Source organism: Kitasatospora sp. NPDC005751 (assembly GCF_040630835.1).
Lineage (GTDB): Bacteria > Actinomycetota > Actinomycetes > Streptomycetales > Streptomycetaceae > Kitasatospora.
Genome location: NZ_JBEXYC010000066.1, coordinates 15,758 through 38,678, shown reverse-complemented (window position 1 = coordinate 38,678; position 22,921 = coordinate 15,758). Strand labels below are relative to the sequence as shown.

General features: G+C 74.7%; 19 protein-coding genes. 9 read left to right on the top strand and 10 right to left on the bottom strand.

Annotated elements, in window-relative coordinates; genetic code table 11:
- On the bottom strand, nt 1–501 hold a 501-nt coding region (locus ABZ497_RS32595), incomplete at its 3' end, for a hypothetical protein (RefSeq protein ID WP_359810697.1).
- A 244-nt stretch (nt 502–745) separates the two neighbouring features.
- Here ABZ497_RS32595 and ABZ497_RS32590 point away from each other — a divergent pair.
- A complete protein-coding gene (locus ABZ497_RS32590; RefSeq protein ID WP_359810694.1) occupies nt 746–1,495 on the top strand; it encodes a helix-turn-helix domain-containing protein in 750 nt (249 codons plus the stop codon).
- A 28-nt stretch (nt 1,496–1,523) separates the two neighbouring features.
- On the opposite strand, the gene ABZ497_RS32585 is transcribed toward ABZ497_RS32590, so the two are convergent.
- The 3 genes from ABZ497_RS32585 to ABZ497_RS32575 form a co-directional block, all read right to left on the bottom strand.
- Nucleotides 1,524–4,847 carry an error-prone DNA polymerase gene (locus tag ABZ497_RS32585; protein WP_359810691.1) on the bottom strand — a complete coding sequence of 1,108 codons (3,324 nt, stop codon included), beginning with the start codon at nt 4,845–4,847 and terminating at the stop codon, nt 1,524–1,526.
- A gap of 177 nt (nt 4,848–5,024) precedes the next feature.
- Nucleotides 5,025–6,878, bottom strand: a complete 1,854-nt coding sequence (locus ABZ497_RS32580) for a DNA polymerase Y family protein (protein ID WP_359810688.1) — start codon at nt 6,876–6,878, stop codon at nt 5,025–5,027.
- Nucleotides 6,879–6,948: 70 nt separating this feature from the next.
- The gene (locus ABZ497_RS32575) at nt 6,949–7,704 is read right to left on the bottom strand and encodes a hypothetical protein (RefSeq protein WP_359810686.1); all 756 of its coding nucleotides are present in this window, start codon (nt 7,702–7,704) and stop codon (nt 6,949–6,951) included.
- Between the two features lie 266 nt (nt 7,705–7,970).
- On the opposite strand from ABZ497_RS32575, the gene ABZ497_RS32570 reads away from it, so the two are divergent.
- From ABZ497_RS32570 to ABZ497_RS32555, 4 genes are all read left to right on the top strand, one after another.
- Nucleotides 7,971–8,444 carry a carboxymuconolactone decarboxylase family protein gene (locus ABZ497_RS32570; RefSeq protein WP_352296581.1) on the top strand — a complete coding sequence of 158 codons (474 nt, stop codon included), beginning with the start codon at nt 7,971–7,973 and terminating at the stop codon, nt 8,442–8,444.
- A gap of 243 nt (nt 8,445–8,687) precedes the next feature.
- Nucleotides 8,688–9,158 (top strand): SRPBCC family protein, encoded by a 471-nt coding sequence (locus ABZ497_RS32565; protein ID WP_359810683.1) that lies wholly within the window; start codon nt 8,688–8,690, stop codon nt 9,156–9,158.
- Nucleotides 9,159–9,196: 38 nt separating this feature from the next.
- Complete coding sequence (locus ABZ497_RS32560; RefSeq protein ID WP_359810680.1) at nt 9,197–9,784, top strand: DinB family protein; 588 nt, start codon at nt 9,197–9,199, stop codon at nt 9,782–9,784.
- Between the two features lie 312 nt (nt 9,785–10,096).
- A complete protein-coding gene (locus ABZ497_RS32555) occupies nt 10,097–11,050 on the top strand; it encodes an oxygenase MpaB family protein (RefSeq protein ID WP_359810677.1) in 954 nt (317 codons plus the stop codon).
- A 37-nt stretch (nt 11,051–11,087) separates the two neighbouring features.
- Here ABZ497_RS32555 and ABZ497_RS32550 read toward each other — a convergent pair whose 3' ends face one another.
- Both ABZ497_RS32550 and ABZ497_RS32545 read right to left on the bottom strand, forming a co-directional pair.
- Nucleotides 11,088–11,540, bottom strand: coding sequence for an SgcJ/EcaC family oxidoreductase (locus ABZ497_RS32550; protein ID WP_359810674.1), 453 nt, complete (start codon nt 11,538–11,540; stop codon nt 11,088–11,090).
- Between the two features lie 108 nt (nt 11,541–11,648).
- Complete coding sequence (locus tag ABZ497_RS32545; protein WP_359810699.1) at nt 11,649–12,722, bottom strand: DMT family transporter; 1,074 nt, start codon at nt 12,720–12,722, stop codon at nt 11,649–11,651.
- A gap of 159 nt (nt 12,723–12,881) precedes the next feature.
- Between ABZ497_RS32545 and ABZ497_RS32540 the strand changes: the two genes are divergently transcribed.
- The 3 genes from ABZ497_RS32540 to ABZ497_RS32530 all read left to right on the top strand — a co-directional run bounded on the left by ABZ497_RS32540 (nt 12,882) and on the right by ABZ497_RS32530 (nt 16,132).
- Entirely contained in the window at nt 12,882–13,781 is a 900-nt protein-coding gene (locus ABZ497_RS32540) for a LysR substrate-binding domain-containing protein (RefSeq protein WP_359810671.1), read from the top strand.
- Between the two features lie 319 nt (nt 13,782–14,100).
- Entirely contained in the window at nt 14,101–15,150 is a 1,050-nt protein-coding gene (locus ABZ497_RS32535; RefSeq protein ID WP_359810668.1) for a 2-oxoglutarate and iron-dependent oxygenase domain-containing protein, read from the top strand.
- A 229-nt stretch (nt 15,151–15,379) separates the two neighbouring features.
- Nucleotides 15,380–16,132, top strand: coding sequence for a MerR family transcriptional regulator (locus ABZ497_RS32530; protein ID WP_329487053.1), 753 nt, complete (start codon nt 15,380–15,382; stop codon nt 16,130–16,132).
- A gap of 11 nt (nt 16,133–16,143) precedes the next feature.
- Here ABZ497_RS32530 and ABZ497_RS32525 read toward each other — a convergent pair whose 3' ends face one another.
- The 4 genes from ABZ497_RS32525 to ABZ497_RS32510 all read right to left on the bottom strand — a co-directional run bounded on the left by ABZ497_RS32525 (nt 16,144) and on the right by ABZ497_RS32510 (nt 22,183).
- The gene (locus tag ABZ497_RS32525; RefSeq protein WP_359810665.1) at nt 16,144–18,327 is read right to left on the bottom strand and encodes a 3-hydroxyacyl-CoA dehydrogenase NAD-binding domain-containing protein; all 2,184 of its coding nucleotides are present in this window, start codon (nt 18,325–18,327) and stop codon (nt 16,144–16,146) included.
- 89 nt (nt 18,328–18,416) lie between these two features.
- Entirely contained in the window at nt 18,417–19,631 is a 1,215-nt protein-coding gene (locus ABZ497_RS32520) for an acetyl-CoA C-acetyltransferase (RefSeq protein WP_329487055.1), read from the bottom strand.
- A 121-nt stretch (nt 19,632–19,752) separates the two neighbouring features.
- Nucleotides 19,753–20,895: an acyl-CoA dehydrogenase family protein gene (locus ABZ497_RS32515; RefSeq protein ID WP_359810662.1), complete on the bottom strand. Its 1,143-nt coding sequence runs from the start codon at nt 20,893–20,895 to the stop codon at nt 19,753–19,755.
- Between the two features lie 10 nt (nt 20,896–20,905).
- Entirely contained in the window at nt 20,906–22,183 is a 1,278-nt protein-coding gene (locus ABZ497_RS32510; RefSeq protein WP_359810659.1) for a CaiB/BaiF CoA-transferase family protein, read from the bottom strand.
- 236 nt (nt 22,184–22,419) lie between these two features.
- On the opposite strand from ABZ497_RS32510, the gene ABZ497_RS32505 reads away from it, so the two are divergent.
- Nucleotides 22,420–22,890 carry a hypothetical protein gene (locus tag ABZ497_RS32505; RefSeq protein ID WP_359810656.1) on the top strand — a complete coding sequence of 157 codons (471 nt, stop codon included), beginning with the start codon at nt 22,420–22,422 and terminating at the stop codon, nt 22,888–22,890.
- Nucleotides 22,891–22,921 lie beyond the last annotated feature (31 nt).

Here is a 22,921-nt window from a genome sequence, read left to right as displayed (position 1 = left end):
GGTGCGCAGGTCGAGGGTGCCGCCGGTGGCCTCGGTGATCCGCAGGTCGCCCTTGCGGGTGCTGAGCTGTGCGGAGCCGTTGAGCCGGCCGACGGTGATGTCGCCCGCGAGGAGGGTGAGGTGGGCGTTCGCGGTCTCGTCGAGCTTGACCGAGCCCTGGGCGCCGTCGAGGGTGACGTCGCCCAGGCGTCCGACGCCCCGCAGGTCGGCGGCGGCCGTCTTCGCCTGGATCCGGGAGCCGGCGGGGAGCTGGACGGTGACCTCGACGGCGCCGGACTGGCCGAGGAGGCGGTTGGGGGCCGGGGCGGCCGTGATCCGCAGGACGCCGTCGGTGTACTCGGCCGTGATCCGCTCGGCGGCCTTCACGTCGGCGCCCTTGGCGGCGTTCGCGGGGAGGACCTCGACGGTGGTGTCGCCGCGGTCGGCGGCGATCAGCCGGACGCTGCCGGCGGGGATGTCGAGGACGGCGGCGATCGGGGTGGTGGTGGCGAACTTCTGCATCGTTCTTCTCCTTCTGCGGCGGCGGGCACTCGGTCGGCCCGTCGTTTCCGATGTGGGAAAAGCTACGTTGCATTCACGGTGCTGGCAACACACTCGTTGCGTCAGAATCCCGTCTTTGCAGGTAGTTGCGGTGATTTCATTGCAATGGTTTCGCGCCTAATGCAACGAGCCGCTATCCATTCGTTGCAATGGATTGAGAGTGAACGCTATGCTCGGCGCACTACCCACCCCGAAGGAGACCGCGATGCCCGGAGGCAGGCTCACCCAGCAGGAACGCCAGCAGATCGCGCTCGGGCTGGCCGACGGCCTCCCCTACGCCGAGATCGCCAGGCGGCTCGACCGCCCGACCTCGACGATCACGCGCGAGGTGATGCGCAACGGCGGCCCCACCGGCTACCGCGCCGACCTGGCCCAGCGCGCCACCGGGCACCGCGCCCGCCGCCGGCAGGCGGCGCCCCGGGACCCCGCCGCCGTCCCGCAGGAGCACGGCCGCGACGCCGACGCGGTGCGCGCGTACGAGGAGGTGTTCACCACCGCGATGCTGCAGTCGGGCATGCCCCAGATGATGGCCCGGGTGATGGCCTGCCTCTGCCTCACCGACTCGGGCAGCCTCACCGCGTCCGAACTCGTCCAGCGCCTCCAGGTCAGCCCGGCCTCCGTCTCCAAGGCGATCACGTTCCTCGACGCCCAGGGCTTCGTCCGCCGGGAGCGCGACGAGCGCCGCCGCGAGCGCTACCTCGTCGACAACGACATCTGGTACCAGTCGATGATCGCCAGCGCCCGCTCCACCGCCCAGATCGCCGAGACCGCACGCCAGGGCGTCGGCGTGCTCGACGCCGGCACGCCGGCCGGCGCCCGCCTCGAAAACATCGCCCGCTTCCTCGACTTCGTCTCCGAGAGCATCGCCCGGTCCGCCGAGCAGGCCCGCGAGATCCTGCACCCGCAGCCCGCGGCGGCTCCGGACGGCGCCACCGGGCCGGTGTCGGACGGCTGACCGGCCAGCCGCCACCGGCGCCCCCGGGTCAGGCGCCCAGGCGCAGCGGGGTGAGCCGGGTGGCGACCAGGTTGGTGGCCCCGCGGTCCCGTTCGACGTGACCGTGCACCAGCAGGCCGGCCCGGTCCAGGGCGGTGCGGCGCTGGGACTCCCAGACCGGGCGGCTGCAGATCACGTTGATCAGGCCGGTCTCGTCCTCCAGGCTGAGGAACAGCACACCGCCCGCGGTCGGCGGCCGCTGACGGTGCGTCACCAGTCCGCCGACCACCACCGCCGAGCCGGGTTCCACCCCCGGCAGCTGGGCGGCGGTCAGTGCGCCGCCGCGCTCCAGGTGCGCGCGCAGGTGCTGGACGGGGTGGCTGGTGGCGGAGGCCCCGGTGGCCCAGAGGTCGGCGATGGTCTCCTCCACCGGGGTCATCTCGGGCAGCGGCGGGGCCTCGGTGCCGGGCGTGGTACCGGGGATCAGCGCCGTCGACACTCCGGCGAACGCCCCGGCGGCCCAGAGCGCCTGACGCCGGCCCAGCCCGAAGCAGCCGAACGCGCCCGCCGCGGCGAGGGCCTCCAGGACCGGCGCGGGCAGGCCCGTGCGCCGCGCGAAGTCCTCCAGGTCGGCGTACGGCTGCCCGGCCGCGATCGCCTCGGCCTGCGGGGTGCCGACCCCGCGCACGGTGTCCAGCCCGAGCCGGATGGCCGCCTGCGGTTTGCCGGCGGTGAGCGGCGGCTCCGGGGTCGGCCCCCGGTACGGCTCCAGGGTCGGCCGGGCCCCGCTGGCGTTGACGTCCACCCCGCGCACCCGTACGCCGTGCCGCCGGGCGTCCGAGATCAGGCTGAGCGGCGCGTAGAAGCCCATCGGCTGGTTGGCCAGCAGCGCACAGGTGAAGGCGGCCGGGTAGTGGTACTTGAGCCAGGCGCTCGCGTACACCAGGTGGGCGAAGCTGATCGCGTGGCTCTCCGGGAAGCCGTAGTTGGAGAAGGCCTCGATCTTGACGTAGACGTCCTCGGCGGTCTCCGGCGGGATGCCGCGTTCGGCCATGCCGCCCAGCAGCCGCTCGCGCAGCCGGGCGACCCGCTCGTGCGAGCGCTTGGAGCCCATCGCCTGGCGCAGCCGGTCCGCCTCGGCGGGGGTGAACCCGGCGCAGTCGATGGCCAGTTGCATCATCTGCTCCTGGAACAGCGGCACCCCGAGGGTCTTGCCGAGCGCGTTCTCCATCAACGGGTGCGGGCAGCCGGCCGGTTCGACCCCGGCCCGGCGGCGCAGGTACGGATGGACCGAGCCGCCCTGGATCGGGCCCGGGCGGATCAGCGCCACCTCGACCACCAGGTCGTAGAAGTGGTCCGGCTTGAGCCGCGGCAGGGTCGCCATCTGGGCGCGCGACTCGACCTGGAAGACACCGACCGTGTCGGCCCGGCGCAGCATCGCGTACACGCCCGCGTCGTCGACCGGGATGGTCGCCAGGTCGTAGTGCGCGCCGTGGTGTTCGGCGATCAGGTCGCAGGTGTCGTGCAGGGCGGAGAGCATGCCGAGGCCCAGCAGGTCGATCTTGACCAGTCCGGCACCGGCCGTGGAGTCCTTGTCCCACTGCAGCACCGACCGCCCCGGCATCCGGGCCCACTCGGTCGGGCAGATCTCGGCGATCGGCTCCCTGGTGAGCACCATGCCGCCCGAGTGGATGCCCAGGTGGCGCGGCAGGCCGTGCAGTTGACCGGCCAGGGCGAGCACGTCGGCGGGGATGACGGCGTCCGGGCCGGGCGCGGAGCGGAAGTCGCTCTGCCGGCTGAAGGCGTCCACCTGCCCCTGCGGGTAGCCGAGCACCCGGGCCGCGTCGCGCAGCGCCAGCCGGGGCCGGTAGGTGATCACGTTGGCGACCTGGGCGGCGTGCTCGCGCCCGTAGCGGCGGTAGACGTACTGGATGACCTCCTCGCGGCGGCGGTGCTCGATGTCCAGGTCGATGTCGGGCGGGCCGTCCCGGGCGACGGAGAGAAAGCGTTCGAACAGCAGCCGGTAGTGGATCGGGTCGACGGCGGTGATGCCGAGCGCGTAGCAGACCGCCGAGTTGGCCGCCGAACCCCGGCCCTGGCACCAGATGGACTCCCGGCGGCAGAAGTCGACGATGTCGTGGACGATCAGGAAGTACCCGGCCAGCTCCAGGTCCTCGATGACGTCCAGTTCCTTGCCGAGCTGCCGGCGGGCGGCCGCGTTCCCGGGCCCGAAGCGGGCCGGGCCGCCGGCGGCGACCAGCGCGCGCAGATGGCTGATCTCGGTGTGGCCGGGCGGGACGGGGAAGCCGGGCAGCTCCGGGTCGAGCCGGGTGAAGTCGAACGCGCAGGCCCGGGCCAGGTCGACGGTGGCCTGCCGCACCCCCGGGAAGCGGGCCAGCCGGGCCGCCATCTCGCGGCCCGAGCGCAGGTGCGCGGTGCCGGCCGCCTGCGTCCAGCCCGCCGCGTCCTGGAGCGTCCGGCGCTCGTGCAGGGCGGCCAGGCTCTGGGCCAGCCGGCCCTGGGCCGGGCCCGCGTGGTGCGCGTTGGTGGAGGCGACGACGGGGAGGCCGAGCCGGGCCGCCAGCGCGGCGAGGGCGTCGTTGCGCAGGTCGTCGCCGGGCAGCCACTGGTCGATCAGCTCGACGTGGACGTTCTCGCGGCCGAACGCCTCGGTGAGGGTGCGCAGCCGGCGCTCGGCCCCGTCGACGCCCCGGGAGGTGTCCGCGCGGGCCCCGCCCCCGGCGGCTCCGGCGGCCAGGGCGGACTCGGCGGCTCCGGCGCCGGGAGCGGATGCGGCGGCTCCGGCGGCCAGGGCGGCCGGGACCCGGCCGAGGCGGCAGCCGGTGAGCACCGCCCAGTGGCCGTCGTGCGCGTCGGCGAGCGCGGCGAAGTCGTACGCCGGACGGCCCTTGGCCCCGCCCGCCAGCTGGGCGGCGCCGATCGCCGCGGAGAGCCGGCGGTAGCCGGCCGGGTCGCGGGCCAGGACGAGCAGGTGCTCCACCTCCTGGTCGCGGCGCAGCGTCAACTCGGCGCCGAACACCGTGCCGACGCCCGCCTCGCGGGCCGCCTCGGCGAAGCGGACCGCGCCGTAGAGGCCGTCGTGGTCGGTGAGCGCGAGCACCTCGACGCCCAGCCGGGCGGCCTCCGCGACCAGCTCCTCGGGGTCGCTGGCACCGTCGAGGAAGCTGAAGGCCGAGTGGACGTGCAGTTCCGCCCAGGCCGGATCGCCGGTCGGCCCGGCCGGCCCGGGGCCGCGGTCCTCGGCCCGGCGGCGGATCGGCACCACCTGGCCGGCGGCCGGGCCCGGCCGGCCGCCGGCCAGGCGTCGGTGCAGCTCGCTCCAGGGGAGCGCGGGGTGGCTGGTGAATCCCATCGGGGGTTGTCGCCTTCGGTCTCTCGCTCGTGTCCTGCCCCCCTGCCGTGCTCCCCGCCGGCCTCTCCTCGCCGATCTCTCCCTGCCGTGCTCCTCCCCGCCGATCTCTTCCTGCCGTGCTCCGTCCCCGCCGCACCGTCCCGGCGCTCCGCCGCCGTACTCCGCCGCCGTGCTCCGTCAGTCGTAACCGGCCTCCAGGAACCACTCGCCGTTCTCCACCGTGAGCAGCAGCGCCCGCCCGTCCGCCACCGTGACCTGGAAGCGTGCCCGGCGGCGGGCGCGCGCCTGGTCCCACCAGTACTCGACCGCCGGCCAGGGCCCGGTCCAGCCGTCGACCACCAGATCCCGACCGCGCACCGCGATCCGGGCCGGCCGGGCCGACACCCCCGCCCGGCCGTCCACGTTCACCGGCCGCCCGGCCGTGTCCAGCACCGCGACCGGCACCGGGGCGCGGTGCACCACGGCCGGCCAGACGTCCCGCAGCCGCCCCGGCCAGGGCGCGTCGGCCGGCGCCGCCGGGTCGTACGGCTCGCCCCACGGCACCCGGACCACCTGCTCGCCCGGTCCCCGCCCGCCGGCCGGTTCGATCCGGCGCAGCCCGGCGTGCCCGAGCACCGCCTGGACCCGGGCCACCGCCCGCTCCACCCGGTCGTCCGCGACCGCCTGCCCCCAGAGCGCCAGCTGCCGGCCCTGGTCGGGCGAGAGGTCGTCGGGTACGAGCCGCAGGGCGGTGAACCCCGCGTCGTGCGACGGCCCGCCGTCCGGCACGGCGAACGTCCCCGCGCCCTGCCAGGCCTGGAGCTGCCAGCGGACGCGCTCGGCGAGCGCCGCCGCCGACAGCCGGCCCTCGTGCCGCCAGAGCCGCGAGACGGTCCGCCCGTCCGCGCAGGCCACCTCGACGGCGACCCGCTGGCAGGTCAGACCCGCCCCGGCGAGCCGCTGGTGCAACTGCTCGGCCAGGGTGCGGGCGACGAACACCAGCGGTTCGGCGAGCGCCTCCGGCGGGTCGAAGCACTGCTCGACGGAGAGGTCCGGCCCCTCCGTCCGCGGTACCAGCGGGCGCGGCTGCAGCCCCCGGGCCAGCCGGTGGGCGGCCGTGCCCGCCGGGCCGAAGCGGTCCGCGACCGCCTCGGCGGGCAGCGCGGCGAACGCCCCGACGGTGGGCAGGCCGAGCCGGTCCAGCAGCTCCGCCAGCCCCTCGTCGCCGAGCGCGGCCACCGGATAGGGGGCGAGGAACTCCGCCGTCCGGCCGGCCGGCACCAGCACCCCCGCCCGGGCTGCCAGCACGGCGGCGAACAGGCCGTCGGCGACCCCGATCCGGGCCGGCGGCACCGCGTCCGCCTCCCCGGGGCGCGCCTCGGTGTCCGGCCCGGAATCCGGGCCGGCGGGCGGCTCGGGCGGCCGGGCGAACCCGCCCGGTGCGCCGTCCCGGGCCGCGGGCGCCGCGGCGAACAGGCCGTCCACCGCCCCGGCGCGGCGCCGCGCCGCCGCACGCTCGGCCTCCGCCGGGCGCGTCCACCCGGGGGCGTCGGCGGCCCCGGGCTCCGGCGGGTGCGCCCGCCCGGCGGGCCCGGCGTGCTCGGCGTCCGCGGGATGGGCCTGCCCGGCCCGAACCTCCGGGGCCTCCTCGCCCCGGTCCGCCGCACCGGCCAGGGCGGCCGCCACCGCCCGCTGCACCTTCGCCGTCAGCGCCTCCTCGCCGCCGAAGTACCGGCTCGGGCCCTTCACCGGGATCGCGCACAGACCCGGGCGAAGCACCTCCACCCGGGGCGTGAACGCCTCGACCGCCGCGACCACCGGTTCGAACCGCCGGGTCTCCGCCTCCGGGTCCCGCTCCCGCAGCTCCAGCGCGGGGCAGAGCCGCTGGGCCAGCTTGAGCCGCTGCCCCTGCCGCACACCGGCCGACCGCGCCGCCTCCGAGCAGGCCAGGACCCGCCCGCCGGCGACCACCGCCACCGGGACGTCGCCGCCGCCGTCCGCGCTCCCTTCGACGGCCACCACCGGCCAGTCCGGGCACCAGACCACCAGCACCCGCGGCGTCCCGGCTGCCGCAGGTGTTCCGGACGCTCCGGGCGTTCCGGACGCTCCGCCGCCGGTCATCTCACACCACCGCCATTCGGTCGAGGCCCGCCCCGACCCCCGACGTCACGTCCTCCCCCGCCTCGGCGGCCTCGGCCACCGCCCGCACCTCGCCGTGCTCGTCCGGCAGCCAGAGCCGGGCGGTGCGCCCGCGCACCGCCGAGCCACGCCCCTCCACCGCCACCTCCACCTGCCGCCCGGTGAGCTGGCCGTGCCCGTCACCCAGCCCGAACCAGCGGCCGGAGCGCACCTCCAGCCGCAGCCCCGCCCCCGGCCACGGCCCGGCCACCAGCAGCACGCAGCCACTGCGCCGCAGCACGGCCGCCAGCCGGGCGGCCGGCTTGGGTGCCACCGGCCCGTCCGGACGCAGCATGATCAGCTCGACCGCCCCGGCCAGCACCGACACCACCTCGGCCCAGTGCGGCCCGGGGTCGTCCGCCACCAGCAGTCGCCGCAGGTCCAGCCCGTACCCGGCGGCCGCGGCGAGCCCGAGATCGGGCAGCCCGACCGCGGCCGCCCAGCCGCCGTCCGACCCGCGTGCCCCGGCGGCCAGCGCGAGCAGCAGCCCGGTGTCCCCGGCCCCCACCGACACCGTCGTCCCCCGCCGGAGCCCGCCCTCCGGCAGCACCGCCCCCAGCGCGGGCAGCACCGGCAGCAGCCCGCGCCGACCGTCGACCGCCTCGGTGCCGGTAGCGGCACCGAGGGCAGCCGCGGACACCACCGGGCGGAGCGGCTGCCGCTCGGCGGTGGATTCGAAAACAGATTCGAAAACGGGCACACCCCCAGGATCGAACATTCGTTCGCAAAGATTCAAGTCTGCTTGGTCCACCCCGACGGTCACTCTCCGTGTTGCCCGCCGCTCGGGGCCCCCGGACCGCCCCGGGGGGCGATCGCCCAGGTCGGCACGGGCGCCCCGTCGCGACGCGGGCGCCGCCCTCCCGGCACGGCGGCGTCCGGGCACCTCACGGAACGGCCGTGTCACAACTCGCCGGGCTACCTCGTCGAAGGAGTGCAAGCCGCCGGACACCGACTTTGGAGCGCGTCATGGAAGCACGCCTGAACCCCTTCACCAACCCGGTCCTGGGCAAGGTCTTCAAGCACATCATCGCCGCGGGCAAGGTGCTCGAAGGCTCGACCCTGCCGGCCGCGACACAGGAGCTGGTGAAGCTCCGCGCCAGCCAGATCAACGGCTGCGGCTTCTGCACCGACATGCACTTCAAGGACGCCGTGCACGCCGGAGAGTCCCCGGAGCGCCTCAACCTGGTCGCGGCCTGGCGCGAGGCCACGGTGTTCACCGAGGCCGAGCGCGCCGCCCTGGAACTCGCCGAGGAGGCCACCCGCATCGCCGATGCGGCCGGTGGCGTCTCCGACCGGGTCTGGACGAACGCCGCCCAGCACTACGACGAGGACCAGCTCGGCGCCCTGGTCGGAGTGATCACCGTCATCAACGCCTTCAACCGCGGGAACGTCATGCTCCAGATGCCCGCCGGCGACTACCGGCCCGGCCAGTTCGCCTGAGCGGGAGCACTGCCCGGAGCGGCCGGATCCGGCCCGGACCGGGGTCGCCGACGAGGCGGACACCCGCGCACCCGACGGGCGCGAGGTGTCCGCCTCGCCGCCTTCGCGAGCCCGGCTCCGCGACCGACGTCTTCGCCAACCGGGCGTGACAGCAGTCACACTGATGGAGCGTCACATCCTGCCGGTGCACGTCGTCTCCCTGGCACACGAGGAAGCGACCCGCTCGACCGAGGAGGACGCACCATGGAGACCATGACCGTCGAACGCGTCATCGACGCCCCCATCGACGACGTGTTCCGCTGGCTCACCACGACCACCAACTACACGGCCTCGCCGCTGGTGCTGCGCTGCCGCCTCGCCCGGCGCGGCAGCGGGGCGCCCTACGGCGTCGGCGCCGTCCGCAACCACCTGTGGCTCATCGGCTGGTTCAGCGAGCGCGTCACCCACTACGACCCCCCGTACGCCACCGAGTACGTCGTCGACCGCAGCCTGCCGCCGTCCCGTCACGAACTCGGCCGGATGACCTTCACGGAGGTCGACGGCGGCACCCACGTCCGGTGGACCACCCGCGCCGAGGTCGGCGTCCCGCTGCTCGGCGGCCCGCTCACCCGGCTGTTCGCCCGGCCGGTCATCACCCGCACGTTCCGGAACATCCTCGACGCCGCCGCCACCGCACTGACCACGCCTCCCGACCGGACCCCGCCGCGGCACTGACCGCCCGTCGGTCGGAGGCGGGGTGGCAGACTGGTCCCATGATCGGACCGGACTTCAAGAAGGACCTTCAGATCTATCTGCAGGACGCCCGGGACGCCCTGCTCTGGAAGCTCGACGGGCTGTCGGAGTACGACATCCGCCGCCCGATGACGCCGACCGGCACCAACCTGCTGGGGCTGGTCAAGCACGCGACCGGCGCCGAGGCCCTCTACTTCGGAGCCACCTTCGGGCGGCCGTTCGCCGGAACGCCCCTGTGGATCACGGGCGACGCCGAGCCGAACGCCGACCTCTGGGCGACCCCCGAGGAGACCCGGGAGCAGATCGTCGACCGGTACCGCGCGGCATGGGTCCACGCGGACGCGACGATCGGGTCACTCCCGCTGGACGCCGTCGGCCGGGTGCCCTTCGGCAACCGGAGCGAACTGACGCTCCACCGGGTCCTCGTCCACATGATCGCGGAGATCCAACGCCACGCCGGCCACGCGGACATCGTCCGGGAACAGCTCGACGGGACCACCGGCCTGCGCGACGGAGACGAGAACATGGCCCCCGGCGACCGCCCCCAGTGGGAGGAGCACCACACCCGGGTCGAACAAGCAGCCCGCACGGCCGCCCAGCCCACCTGACACCCCCACCCCCCGAGCGGACCTCAGCCCGCACCGTCCGTGCCGTGGTCTCGCTCGGCATGGAGCTGTGGTGCTCCACGGGCCGTTCGGTGCCGACTCTCGCCCACCACCAGTACGCGAGGCCGGCCACGGCGACGAGGCCGACCGGAATCAGGACCACCAGAAGCCATTCGAGCATGCCGTCCCCCTCCCCCGGCGGCCGACCCGGCGTGCCGCCCCCGGGAAGCGTGGGCCCACGCGCGCCACGGAGTGGCCGGCGGCGCGGCGGGGCCGCGTTGACCTGTCCCTGACCGGGACCCTAGGGTCTGGCCTGTGCAGCGATACGACTGGCTGAAGACGATTCAGCGGATGGACCCGGAGACCGAGTTCACCGAGATCTACCGGATCAGCAGCTGGTACGAGTTCCCGTGGGACACCACCCAGTCGCTCAGCTTCGCGCTCTACCGCACCTACGCCGTCCCGAGCATCGGCCGACTGCTCGCGCGGACCGGCGAGTTCACCCGCTGCGCGCAGAAGCGCTACGACGACACCGTGCTGATCCTGGAAGCCGTGGTCGAGCACGGCTTCGCCTCGGAGCAGGGCCGGGAGGCGATCCGGCGGATGAACCGGATGCACCACCGGTACGACATCTCCAACGAGGACTTCCTGTACGTGCTCGCCACCTTCGTCGTGGTGCCCAAGCGCTGGCTGGACGACTACGGCTGGCGCCCGTACTCCGCGCACGAGGTGCGGGCCACCACCAACTACTACCGCGAACTGGGCCGCCACATGGGCCTGAGCGACATCCCGGAGACGTACGACGCGTTCGAGCGGCTGCTGGACGGCTACGAGCGCGCCCACTTCGGCCACGACCGGGGCGGCCGGGAGGTCTCCGACGCCACCCTCGGCCTGATGGCCTCCTGGTACCCGGCCCCGCTGCGGCCCTCGATGCGGGTGTCCTCGATCTGCCTGCTCGACGATCCGCTGCGCGAGGCCTTCGGGTACTCCCGGCCCCCGGCCGCGCTCCGGTACGCCGTCCGCTCCGGCATGCGGCTGCGCGGGCGGCTCGTCCGCCTCTTGCCGCCGCGCCGCTCCCCGCGCCTGGCCCGCGACGGCCGGCAGGTGCGCAGCTACCCGGGCGGGTACCGGATCGCCGAGCTCGGCACCTTCGAGGACGGCGCCACCGGGGACGGCGCCTTCGGGGACGGCGCCGCTCCCCGGGGCGGCTGCCCCTTCCCGCCCGCCGCGACCGGGCCGGCCGGGGGCACGGACCCGGCCGGGGGCTGACCGCCCGCCGCACCCGATCCGCCCCGGACCGGCGCCCTCACTCGGGGACGACGAGGGTGTTCTGGCAGGCCGTCAGAAGCCAGCGCCCGTCCTCCTTGGCCATCACGTACAGCGGGCTGCCCTCCTCGCCGACCTGTTCGCCGGCGAGGGTGAGGTAGCGCTGGCGGACCTTGACCGCGGCCACGTCGGGGCGGACGAAGAGGACGTGCACCACCTCGTACTCGGCGGTGTTCCCGGAGCCGAGGAAGGCGCCCGGGAGCACCGTGCGGGTGAACGCGGCGATCTCGTCCCGCCCGGTGAGGCGCTTGCCGTGGCCGGTGGTCCAGATCGCGTCCTCGCGGAAGAGACTGACGAACTCCTCCACGAGTTCGTTGACCTGGGCGTACTGGAGGGCGGCGACGACCCGCCCGACGGCCTCGGTCTCAACGGCGGTGTCGGCCTCGGCGCCGATCCGGGCATCGGCCTCGACGGCCGTAATGTTCGTGTTCATGATGACCATGATTGACCTTCAAGCTGACTTGAGGTCAAGCCTTTTCGGCCGCCGGCTGCACCCCGGCCCTGACCTGCCCGGCGCTCGCGCCGTGGGCGGTGACGGCGGTCAGGGGCGGTGCGACGTGGCCGATGCCGGTGCCGAGCCGGGTGAGCGCGGTGGCGGTGAACAGGGTGCGGAAGCCGGGTGTCCGCCAGAGTGATCCGGCGCTCCCGGTCCGTTCGTCCGATCGGCGGGCAGGGCGGGCACGGCGGGTAGAGCGGGCACGGGGGTCGCCCGGGCGGCCGGGGCGGCCGTGACCGCCCGTTCCCGGGTCGGCCGCGGACGGGTCAGGAGGACCCCGGCCAGCACCACGGCCATTCCCGTGACACCCCTCGGGCTCAACGGCTCGTCGAGCACGAGCGCGCCGAGCCCGGTGGAGACGACGGGCAGCAGGTAGCCGACGGTGGCGGCCGCGGTGGCGCCCTCGGTGGCGATGAGCCGGTAGTTGAGGTGGAAGGTGAGCCCGGTGGAGAGCACCCCGAGCACGGTCACCGCCGCGAGCGCCCGGACGTTGAACCCGTCGGTGGCACCGGCGGCGGCCGGCAGCGCCAGCGAGCCGAGCCCGGCCGCCACGGTGAGCTGGGCGGCGGAGAGGGCGAGCGGGGCGGTACCGGTGCCGGTGAGCACGCGGCCCATGTAGGTGAACGCCACCGCGTAGCTCGCGGCCGCGCCCAGCAGGGCGAGCACGCCCCAGCCGGGGGCGCCGCCGTGCTGGTGCGCCGGCCCCGCGTCGCCCTGCCACGGCGAGAAGATCACCAGCACCCCCGCGAAGCCGAGCAGCAGACCGCCGAGGCGCCTCGGGTGCCACCCGCGTTCCGTCCCGAGCGCCAGGCCGATCAGCAGCGACCAGAGCGGGGTCGTCGCGTTGAGCACCCCGGCGGGCCCCGAGCCGACGGTCCGCATGCCCAGGGCGGCCAGGAAGAAGGGCAGCACGTTGCAGAACAGGGCGGCCACGGCGAGCCGGAGCCAGACCGCGGCGCCGCGTGGCAGCCGCTGCCGGGCGGAGCGGGCGAGGAGCAGCAGCACCGCGGCCCCGAGGGCGGAGCGCAGCACGGTGATCTGCAGCGGGGTCAGCCCGTTCCGGAGCGCGAGTTCGGTCCACAGGAAGCCCGATCCCCAGAGCAGGGCGAGCACGGCCATCCGCAGCACGGGACACCTGCCTTTCGTCGGTCGGCCTCCCGGCCGGGAGGCCGGAAGCACCGGAAGAACCGGAAGCGCCGGAAGCGCCGGAAGGAACGCTGCCCGCCCGAACCCGACAGGACAAGTGAAAAGTTCTTCAGCACGTTTAAGCTGGACTACATGCTCGATGTGCGACGTCTGCAGGTGCTGCGCGCCGTGGTCACCGGCGGCTCGGTGAGCGCGGCCGCCACCGCGCTCGGCTACACGCCGTCCGCCGTCAGCCAGCAGGTGGCGGCGCTGGAGAAGCAGACCGGGACGGCGCTGCTCGAACGCGCCGGGCGCGGCGTGCGGCCGACCGCCGCCGGACGGCTGCTCGCCGAGCACGCCGCCGTCATCGAACGGCAGGTGGCCGAGGCCGGCACGGCGCTCGCCGATCTGCTGGCCGGGCGCAGCGGCTCCCTGACGGTCCGCTACTTCGCCACGGCGGGAGCCGCCCTGGTGGCGCCCGCCGTCGCGGCCTTCCGCCGCGAGCACCCGGGGGTGCGGCTCGACCTGGGGATGACCGACCCCGAGGACCCGCTGGAGGACGTCCTCCGGGGGCGGGCGGATGTGGCGGTGGTGGTCCGGCCGCACGGCGGCGAGCACCCCGGGCTGCGCCTCGTCCCCCTGCTCGACGACCCGTACCGCGCCGTCCTGCCGAGGGGCCACCGGCTCGGTGCGAGGCGCGTCCTCGACCTGGCCGACCTGGCCGGTGAGCCCTGGGTCGGCAGCGAGCGGACCGGTCCCTGCCTCGACACCGTCCTGGACGCCTGCGCCGAGGCCGGGTTCCGCCCCGGCTTCGCGGTGGACAGCGAGGACTACCCGACCGCCCAGGGCTTCGTCGCGGCCGGGCTCGGGGTGGCCCTGGTCCCGCTCCTGGGCCTCGCCCGGCGCCACCCCGGTGTGACCGTCCGCAGGCTCCGCGCCCCGGAGCCGGTCCGCGCCGTGCACGCCGCCGTCCGCACCACCGCCTGGGGGCAGCCCGCCCTCGCCCAGCTGCTCGCCTCCCTCCAGGAGGCGGCCCGGGCGGCACGGGTCTGACCGGTGGCACGAGCGCCGGGACGACCTTGTCAGGGCCACGCCATCAACTCGGTGCAGGGGTCTCCCCCGGCGGTGCGACCGTCATTTAGGCTGGTGAGGTGCTCATACTCGTTCGCCGTCGCCACGTGGACCTGCTCCGCGTGACGAGCATGTCCTGTCGACGCTCCAGCTGAACCTCGCGCCTCCCACCCTCATGCGCGGCCCCAGGCGGCCGCGTCCCCCCTCCTGACCCCCGGAGCACCCGCCGCACCAGGCGCGGCCCCGGCATCCCCGGTCGATCACCGGGACAGGCCAGGACGAGACCCAGCGGATGTCACCCATGACGCAGCAGCACTCCTCCAGCACCCCCTCCGCCGCCCCCGCGGACGCCCTCCCGGTGATCGACCTCTCGCTCGCCGACGGCAGCGCCGAGGACCGGCTCCGCCTGCACGACGACCTGCGGAAGGCGGCCACCGGCGTCGGCTTCTTCCAGCTCGTCGGCCACGGCGTCACCCCGGCCGAGACGGCCGCCCTGATCGACGCGATGCGGGCGTTCTTCGCCCTGCCGGAGGCCGACCGGCTCGCCGTGAGCAACCTCAACTCCCCGCACTTCCGCGGTTACACCCGCACCGGGCACGAGCTCACCGGCGGCAGCCAGGACTGGCGGGACCAGCTGGACATCGGGGCCGAGCTGCCCCCGCACGTCCCGGAGCGGGGCGAGCCCCCCTACTGGTGGCTGGAGGGACCGAACCAGTGGCCCGCCGCGCTCCCCGCGCTGCGGACCGCCGCGCTCGGCTGGATCGACCGCCTCGGCGCGGTCGCCCAGCGGCTGCTGCACGAACTCCTCGCCGCGATCGGCGCCGCTCCCGACTTCTACGACTACGCCTTCGCCGGCCACCCGCACCTGCGGCTGAAGCTGGTCCGCTACCCCGGCACCGCGCCCGACGGCGCCGGCCAGGGCGTCGGCGCGCACAAGGACTACGGCTTCATCACCCTCCTGCTCCAGGACACCGTCGGCGGCCTCCAGGTCGAGCGCGCGGACGGCAGCTTCCTGGAGGTGCCGCCGATGGAGGGCGCCTTCGTGGTCAACCTGGGCGAGCTGCTGGAGGTCGCCACCGACGGCTACCTCAAGGCCACCAACCACCGCGTGGTCAGCCCGGCCGGCGCCCGCGAGCGCTTCTCCATCCCGTTCTTCTACAACCCGCGCCTCGACGCCCACATCGAGCCGCTCGACTTCCCCCTCGCGCACCACGCCCCGGGCGCCACCCAGGACCCGGGCAACCCGCTCTTCGCCGAGTTCGGCCTCAACGAGTGGAAGGGCTACACCCGCGCCCACCCCGAGGTCACCCGCCGCCACCACCCCGACCTCGCCGACGCCGGCTCGCGCTGACCCCCGGCGGGTTCGGCCGCAACGAGGGGTAGGGCTGCACCCGCGCCCACCACCCCAGGTCTCGCCGACCACTCGGCGGCACCGGCGGACACCGCCCCGGGCCCCGCTCCCGCACCGACGGCGCCGGGCGGGGCCCGGGGCGTGCCGGGCACCGCCGGTGGACCGGGTCGCCCGGCACTGTCACACTGCTGCTGTCACAGCGGTGGTGCAACAGAGGCGGAGGTGGCGGATGGGGGCGCGGGAGGGTGTCGAGATCCGGCTGACGGTGGACGAGCTGGCGGCGCGGGCGGGAGTGACCGTGCGCACGGTGCGGTTCTACGGGACGAAGGGGCTGCTGCCGCCGCCGGAGCTGGGGCCGCGCCGGGTCGGCTGGTACGGGGCGGAGCACCTGGACCGGCTCGGGCTGATCGAGGAGCTGCAGCGGCAGGGCCTGACGCTGGCGGCGATCGAGCGCTACCTGGCCTGGCTGCCGCAGGACAGCACGCCGCTGGACCTGGCCATCCACCGGGCGCTGGTGGCGTCCTGGACGCCGGAGACGGCGGAGGAGCTGAGCCGCGGGCAGCTGGAGCGGCGGGCCGGGCGGGCACTCTCGCCCGCGCAGCTGGAACGGCTGGCGGCGATGGGCGCGCTGGAGCGGACGCCCGACCCGGAGGTGTTCCGGGTGGACCCGGGGCTGCTGCCGCTCGGGGTGCGGATCCTGGACGTGCCGATCCCGCTGGAGACCCTGCTGGCCGCGCGCGCGGTGGTGCTGGAGCACAGCCGGGCGACGGCGCACGAGTTGCAGCGGCTGTTCCGCGAGACGGTCTGGAAGCCGTACCGGGAGAGCGAGCCCGCGCCGGCCGAGCTGGAGCGGATGAAGGAACTCACCGACCACATCCAGCCGATGGTGGCGCAGGCCCTGGTGACCGCGTTCCAGCGGTCGCTGCGGGAGGAGCTGGGCGAGGCGGCGCGCTCCGTGGAGGACGCCGCCCCGCCCGGCTGACCGACCGGCCGTCAGCCGGAGAAGGTCCGGCCCTCGGCGGCGACCCGCTCCAGCAGGGCCGGCGGCGCGAACCGCTCGCCGTAGGCGGCGGCGAGTTCCCGGGCGCGGGCCGCGAAGCCCGCCGGGCCGCCCTCGTACCCGTTGATGTACTGGAAGACGCCGCCCGTCCAGGCCGGGAAGCCGATGCCGAGGATGGAGCCCACGTTGGCGTCGGCGACCGAGGTCAGCACGCCCTCCTCCAGGCACCGGACCGAGTCCAGTGCCTCGCTGAAGAGCATCCGCTCCTTGAGGTCCTCGAAGGGGACGGCGCTCCCGGCCGCACCCTCGGCCGAGGTGAAGTGCTCGCGCAGGCCCGGCCAGAGCCTGCCGCGCCGGCCGTCCTCGCCGTACTCGTAGAAGCCGGCGCCGCCGCTGCGGCCGGGGCGGCCGAACTCGTCGACCATCCGGTCCACCACCGCGTCCGCCGGGTGGGCGGTCCAGCTGCCGCCGGCCTCCTCGACCGCGCGCCGGTACTCGTCGCGGATCTTGCGCGGCAGCGTCAGCGTCAGCTCGTCCAGCAGCGAGAGCACCTTGGCGGGGTAGCCCGCCTGGGCGGCGGCCTGCTCGACGGTGGCCGGGTCGACGCCCTCGCCGACCATCGCCACGCCCTCGTTGATGAACTGGCCGATCACCCGGGAGGTGAAGAAGCCGCGCGAGTCGTTGACCACGATCGGCGTCCGGTCGATCTGCCGGACCAGGTCGAAGGCGCGGGCGAGCGCCTCGTCGCCGGTCTGCGGACCGCGGATGATCTCCACCAGCCGCATCTTGTCGACCGGCGAGAAGAAGTGCAGGCCGATGAAGTCGGCGGTGCGCCCGACGCCCTCGGCGAGCAGGCCGATCGGCAGGGTGGAGGTGTTGGAGCAGAGCAGCGCGTCCGGCGCCACCACGCCCTCGATCTCCTGGAACACCTTCCGCTTGAGCTCGGGGTTCTCGAAGACCGCCTCGATCACGGCGTCGCAGCCGGCCAGGTCGGCGGCCTCGGCGGTGGGGGTGATCCGGGCGAGCAGCTCCTCGCGCTGCGCCTCGGTGGCCCGGCCGCGCGCCACCGCCTTGTCCAGCAGGCCGGCGGAGTACGCCTTCCCGCGCTCGGCGGCCTCGGTGCTGACGTCCTTCAGCAGCACCTCGATGCCGGCCTTGGCACAGGTGTAGGCGATCCCGGCGCCCATCATGCCCGCGCCGAGCACGGCGACCCTGCGCACCGTCCGCTTCTCGACGCCCTGCGGCCGGCCGGCGCCGGAGTTGACCGCCTGCATGTCGAAGAAGAGCGCCTGGATCATGTTCTTGCTGGTCTGCCCGCAGGCCAGCTCGGTGAAGTAGCGGGCCTCGATCACCATCGCGGTGTCGACGTCCACCTGGGCGCCCTCGACCGCCGCCGCCAGCACGTTGCGCGGCGCCGGGTAGGGCGCGCCGGCCAGCTGCTTGCGCAGGTTGGACGGGAAGGCCGGCAGGTTGGCGGCCAGCGCCGGGGTGGCCGGGGTGCCGCCGGGGATGCGGTACCCCTTGACGTCCCAGGGCTGGACGGCGGTCGGGTTGGCCTCGATCCAGGCGCGCGCCCGGGTGGTCAACTCCTCCGGGGTGTCCACAAGTTCGTGGACCAGGCCGTGCTGGAGCGCCTGCTCCGGGCGGTACTGGCGGCCCTGCAGGAGCACCTTCAGCAGGGCGTCGGTGATGCCGAAGAGCCGCACCGTGCGAACGACCCCGCCGCCACCGGGCAGCAGGCCGAGGGTGACTTCGGGCAGGCCGATCCGGCTGGCCGGGGCGGTCAGCGCGATCCGGTGGTGGCAGGCGAGGGCGATCTCCAGACCGCCGCCGAGCGCGCTGCCGTTGAGGGCGGCGACCACCGGCTTGCCGAGCGTCTCCAGCCGGCGCAGCGCCCGCTTGATCCGCATCGACTTCTCGAAGACGGCGGCGGCGTCCTCGGGGCGGGCGGCGGACAGCATCCGGAGGTCCCCACCGGCGAAGAAGGTCTTCTTCGCCGAGGTGACCACGACGCCGCGCAGGTCGTCGCCGAGGGCGGCGAGGCGCTCGACGGTGGCGTCGAAGTCGGCCGTGAAGGCCTCGTTCATGGTGTTCACGGACTGGGTGGGATCGTCGAGGACGAGGGTGACCACGCCGTCCTGGTCCTGCTCCCAGCGGATGGTGGTGGTGTCGCTCATGGGGTCGGGGTCTCCTGTGAGGGCCGGGACAAGGGGGGGTGCCGCGCGCACCGCGCCACGGGAAGGGGCGGCGGCGGGCCGCCGGAGGCTCAGACGCGCTCGACGACGGTGGCGATGCCCATCCCGCCGCCGACGCAGAGGGTGACCAGGCCGTAGCGCAGCTCGCGGCGCTCCAGCTCGTCGACCAGGGTGCCGAGGAGCATCGCGCCGGTGGCGCCGAGCGGGTGGCCGAGGGCGATCGCGCCGCCGTTGACGTTCACCTGGTCCGGGCGGAAGCCGAGCTCGCGGACGAAGCGCAGGGCGACGGCGGCGAAGGCCTCGTTGATCTCGACCAGGTCGATGTCGGCGGCGGTCAGCCCGGCCTTGGCGAGCGCCTTGCGGGTGGCGGGGGCCGGCCCGGTGAGCATGATCGTGGGCTCGGAGCCGGAGACGGCGGCCGAGACGATCCGGGCGCGCGGGCGCAGGCCGTACCGCTCGCCGATGCCGCGGTTGCCGATCGCGACCAGGGCCGCGCCGTCCACGATGCCGGAGGAGTTGCCGGCGTGGTGCACGTGGTCGATGGCCTCGACCCAGTGGTACTTCTGCAGGGCGACCGCGTCGAAGCCGCCGGCCTCGCCGATGCCGGCGAAGGAGGGCTTGAGGCCGGCCAGGGTCTCCACGGTGGTGCCGGGGCGGATGAACTCGTCGCGGTCCAGCACCACCAGGCCGTTGCGGTCGCGGACCGGGACGACCGAGCGGTCGAACAGGCCGTCGGCCTGGGCCTTGGCGGCCCGGGCCTGCGACTCGGCGGCGAAGGCGTCCACGTCGGTGCGGGAGAGGCCCTCGATGGTGGCGATCAGGTCGGCGCCGATGCCCTGCGGGACGAAGTGGTTCTCGTAGTTGGTCATCGGGTCCATCGCCCAGGCACCGCCGTCGGAGCCCATCCTCACCCGGGACATCGACTCGACGCCGCCGGCCAGGATGAGGTCCTCCCAGCCCGAACGGACCTTGGCGGCGGCCAGGTTGACCGCCTCCAGGCCGGAGGCGCAGAAGCGGTTCTCCTGGACGCCGGCCACCGAGTCGGGCAGGCCGGCGGTGATGGCGGCGATCCGGGCGATGTCGGAGCCCTGGTCGCCGATCGGGCTGACCACGCCGAGCACGATGTCGTCGACCGCCGCCGGGTCCAGCTCGGGGAAGCGGCGGCGCAGTTCGTGGATCAGGCCGACGACCAGGTCGATCGGCTTGGTGCCGTGCAGTGAGCCGTTGGCCTTGCCCCGGCCGCGCGGGGTGCGGATCGCGTCGTAGACGTACGCTTCGGTGGTCACGGTGGATTGCCTTTCGGGGGTCTGACCGGGCGGGGGGTGGGAGGGTTCGAGAGGGGCCGGGGCGGGTGTTCCGCGGTCTGGCGGGCGCTTCGCCGGGCGGGCGGGGGGGCGGGGACCGGGGTCAGCCCAGCAGGGAGCGCCCGACGATCTCCTTCATGATCTCGGTGGTCCCGCCGTAGATGGTCTGGATCCGGCCGTCGGTGAACGCTCGGGCGACCGGGTACTCGGTCATGTACCCGTAGCCGCCGTGGAGTTGGAGGCAGCGGTCGGCCGTGCGCTTCTGCAGTTCGGTGGCCCACCACTTGGCCATCGAGGCGTCCGCCGGGGTGAGCGCGTAGCGGTTGTGCTCGGTGATGCAGCGGTCCACGAAGGCCCGGGTGACCGCGCACTCGGTGGCCATCTCGGCGATCTCGAACCGGACGTGCTGGAGCTTGGCGAGCGGCCGGCCGAAGGCCTCGCGCTGCTTCACGTAGTCGGTGGTGATCTCGACCAGGTACTCGGCGCCGGCGATCGCGGCGGCCGCGATGGTGAGCCGCTCCTGCGCGAGGTTCCGCATCAGGTAGAGGAAGCCCTGGTGCTCCTCGCCGAGCAGGTTCGCCTTGGGGACGCGGACGTCCTCGAAGAACAACTCGGCGGTATCCTGGGCCTTCTGGCCGATCTTGTCGAGGTTGCGGCCGCGCTCGAAGCCGGGCGTCCCGCGCTCGACCACCAGCAGGCTCAGGCCGCGCGAACCGCCCTCGGGGGTGGTCCTGGCGACCACGACCACCAGGTCGGCCAGGATGCCGTTGGAGATGAAGGTCTTGGCACCGTTGAGCAGGTAGTGGTCGCCCTGGTCCACGGCGTGGGTGCGGATGCCCTGGAGGTCGGAGCCGGTGCCGGGTTCGGTCATCGCGATGGCGGTGATCAGCTCGCCGCTGCAGAACCCGGGCAGCCAGCGGCGCTTCTGCTCGTCGGTGGCGAGCGAGGTGAGGTACGGGCCGATGATGTCGTTGTGCAGGCCGAGCGCCAGGCCGGAGGCGCCCGCCCGGGCGAACTCCTCGGCGAGCACGGCGGCGTAGCGGAAGTCGGCGGCGCCCCCGCCGCCGTACTCCTCGGGGACGGCGAGCCCGAGCAGCCCCTGCCGGCCGGCGGCCAGCCAGGCGGAGCGGTCCACGATGCCGGCCCGCTCCCAGCGGTCGTAGTGCGGCAGCACCTCCTTGGCGAGGAAGGACCGGACGGTCGCCCGGAAGTCCTCGTGCTCCTCGGTATAGATGTCGCGTTCCACGGCAAGCTCCTTAACGGGCCTCGGAGCCCAGGGAATTCGGGGAATCCGGGGACTCGGGGGCGTCCGGGGAATCCGGGACGGCCCGGTCGGCAGGGACAGCGGGGAGAGCCGGCTCAGCAGGGACAGCGGGCTCAGCGGGCTCAGCGGGCTCAGCAGGTGAGCCCGGCGGGGCCAGCAGGGCGGGCACACCCCAGTCGCGGGCCACCTCGTCGGTGTCGGCGCCCGGCCGGGCCGGCGGGCGGCGCAGCGTGCCGGGGGTGGCGGAGAACCGGGGCGCGGGCGCCGGCTGGGTGACGCCGTCCGCCTCGACGTACGTCCCCCGGGCCACCAGGTGCCCGTACGAGGCCGCCTGACGCATCGTCAGGACCGGCTCCACGCAGGCGTCGGAGCCGGCGAAGACGGCCTCCCACTCGGCGCGGGTACGGGTGGCGAAGCGGGCCGAGATCCGCGCCCGCAGTTCGGGCCAGCGGGCCACCTCGTACTGGCCCGGGGCGTCCGGACCGAGCTCCAGCAGCCGGGCGAACTCGGCGTAGAACCGCGGCTCCAGCGCGCCGACGGCGAGGTCGCCGCCGTCCTTGGCCCGGTACACGGCGTAGCAGGGTGCACCGCCGTCGAGCAGGTTCACGCCGCGCCGGTCCTGCCACTGCCCGGCCGCGAGCAGCCCCCAGAGCACGGTGGTGAGGTGGGCGGCGCCGTCCACGATGGCGGCGTCGACGACCTGGCCGGCGCCGGTCGCACCGGCGTGGTGGAGAGCCGCGAGCAGACCGACGACCAGGTAGAGCGAGCCGCCGGCGTAGTCGCCGAGCAGGTTGGCGGGGACGGCGGGCGGCTGCTCGGGCGATCCGATCAGGCCGAGCACCCCGGCCACCGCCGCGTACCCGATGTCGTGGCCGGCCCGGGCGGCCAGCGGTCCGTCCTGACCCCAGCCGGTCATCCGGCCGTAGACCAGGGCGGGGTTGCGGGCGAGACAGGCCTCGGGGCCGACGCCGAGGCGTTCGGCGACTCCGGGGCGGTAGCCCTCGATCAGCAGGTGGGCGCGTTCGACCAGGTCGAGCACCTGCGCGGGCCCGCCGGGGGACTTGAGGTCGACCAGCACCGAGCGCTTGTTGCGGTTGGTGACGTCGTAGGCCGGGTCCTGGGAGAGCGGTGAGGGGTCGGGCCGGTCCACCCGGACCACGTCGGCCCCGAGGTCGGCCAGCAGCATGCCCGCGAAGGGCCCGGGGCCGATCCCCGCGAGCTCGACCACCCGGACCCCGGCCAGCGGGCCGGGACTGCTCGGGTCACGCACTGGCGACCGCCCCCTCGGGGTTTGACAGTAAAGCTGTAACACTCGCGATGATAGGGAAGCGACCCGCCGGTAACAAGACCCTCCGCCCGTCGACACAGCTCTGACGAATCCCCGACACGGAGGGCGCAACCGGGGTGACGGAGGGTGCGTCGGTACACCTACGGGGCGGGCCTGTACGGTCGCCCTGTTGTCGGAGTGGTTCTGATCTCTCGTCAGAGGAAAGGAAGCAGACGCACATGGCCTCCCCAGGGTTCACCACCGGGCCGGTCCAGCCGGCCTCCCCGCCGGGCGCACCGCGCAACCCGTCGCCGGACACCGTCATCCCGATCTCGGCACCGGGCACGTCCCCGTTCGCGGCCGGGCCCACCCCGAACCCCTCCCCCGGCCCGCCGCCGTCCGCCCCCACCACCCGGCTGGACCGGCCGCACGAGCTCAACGCCTCGGCCGGCATCGCCCGGCAGATCGCCACCGACCTCGACAGTGCCAACGGCAAGGGTGGCAACAACCTCGCCGAGCACGCGACCACCGCCGCCACCAGGATCCGCGGCTTCTCCTTCGCCGGCGCGCTCACCGGCTCGACCGAGCGCTGGCTGCAGCAGTGCAAGACCCTGCACGACAAGCTGACCGGCACCGCCGACAACCTCGACACCACCCAGCGCACCTACCAGGCGAACGAGCACGCCACCGCCGGCCAGTTCGGCCACTGAGCCCCCCGGCCCCGAGAACCGAGAACCGACA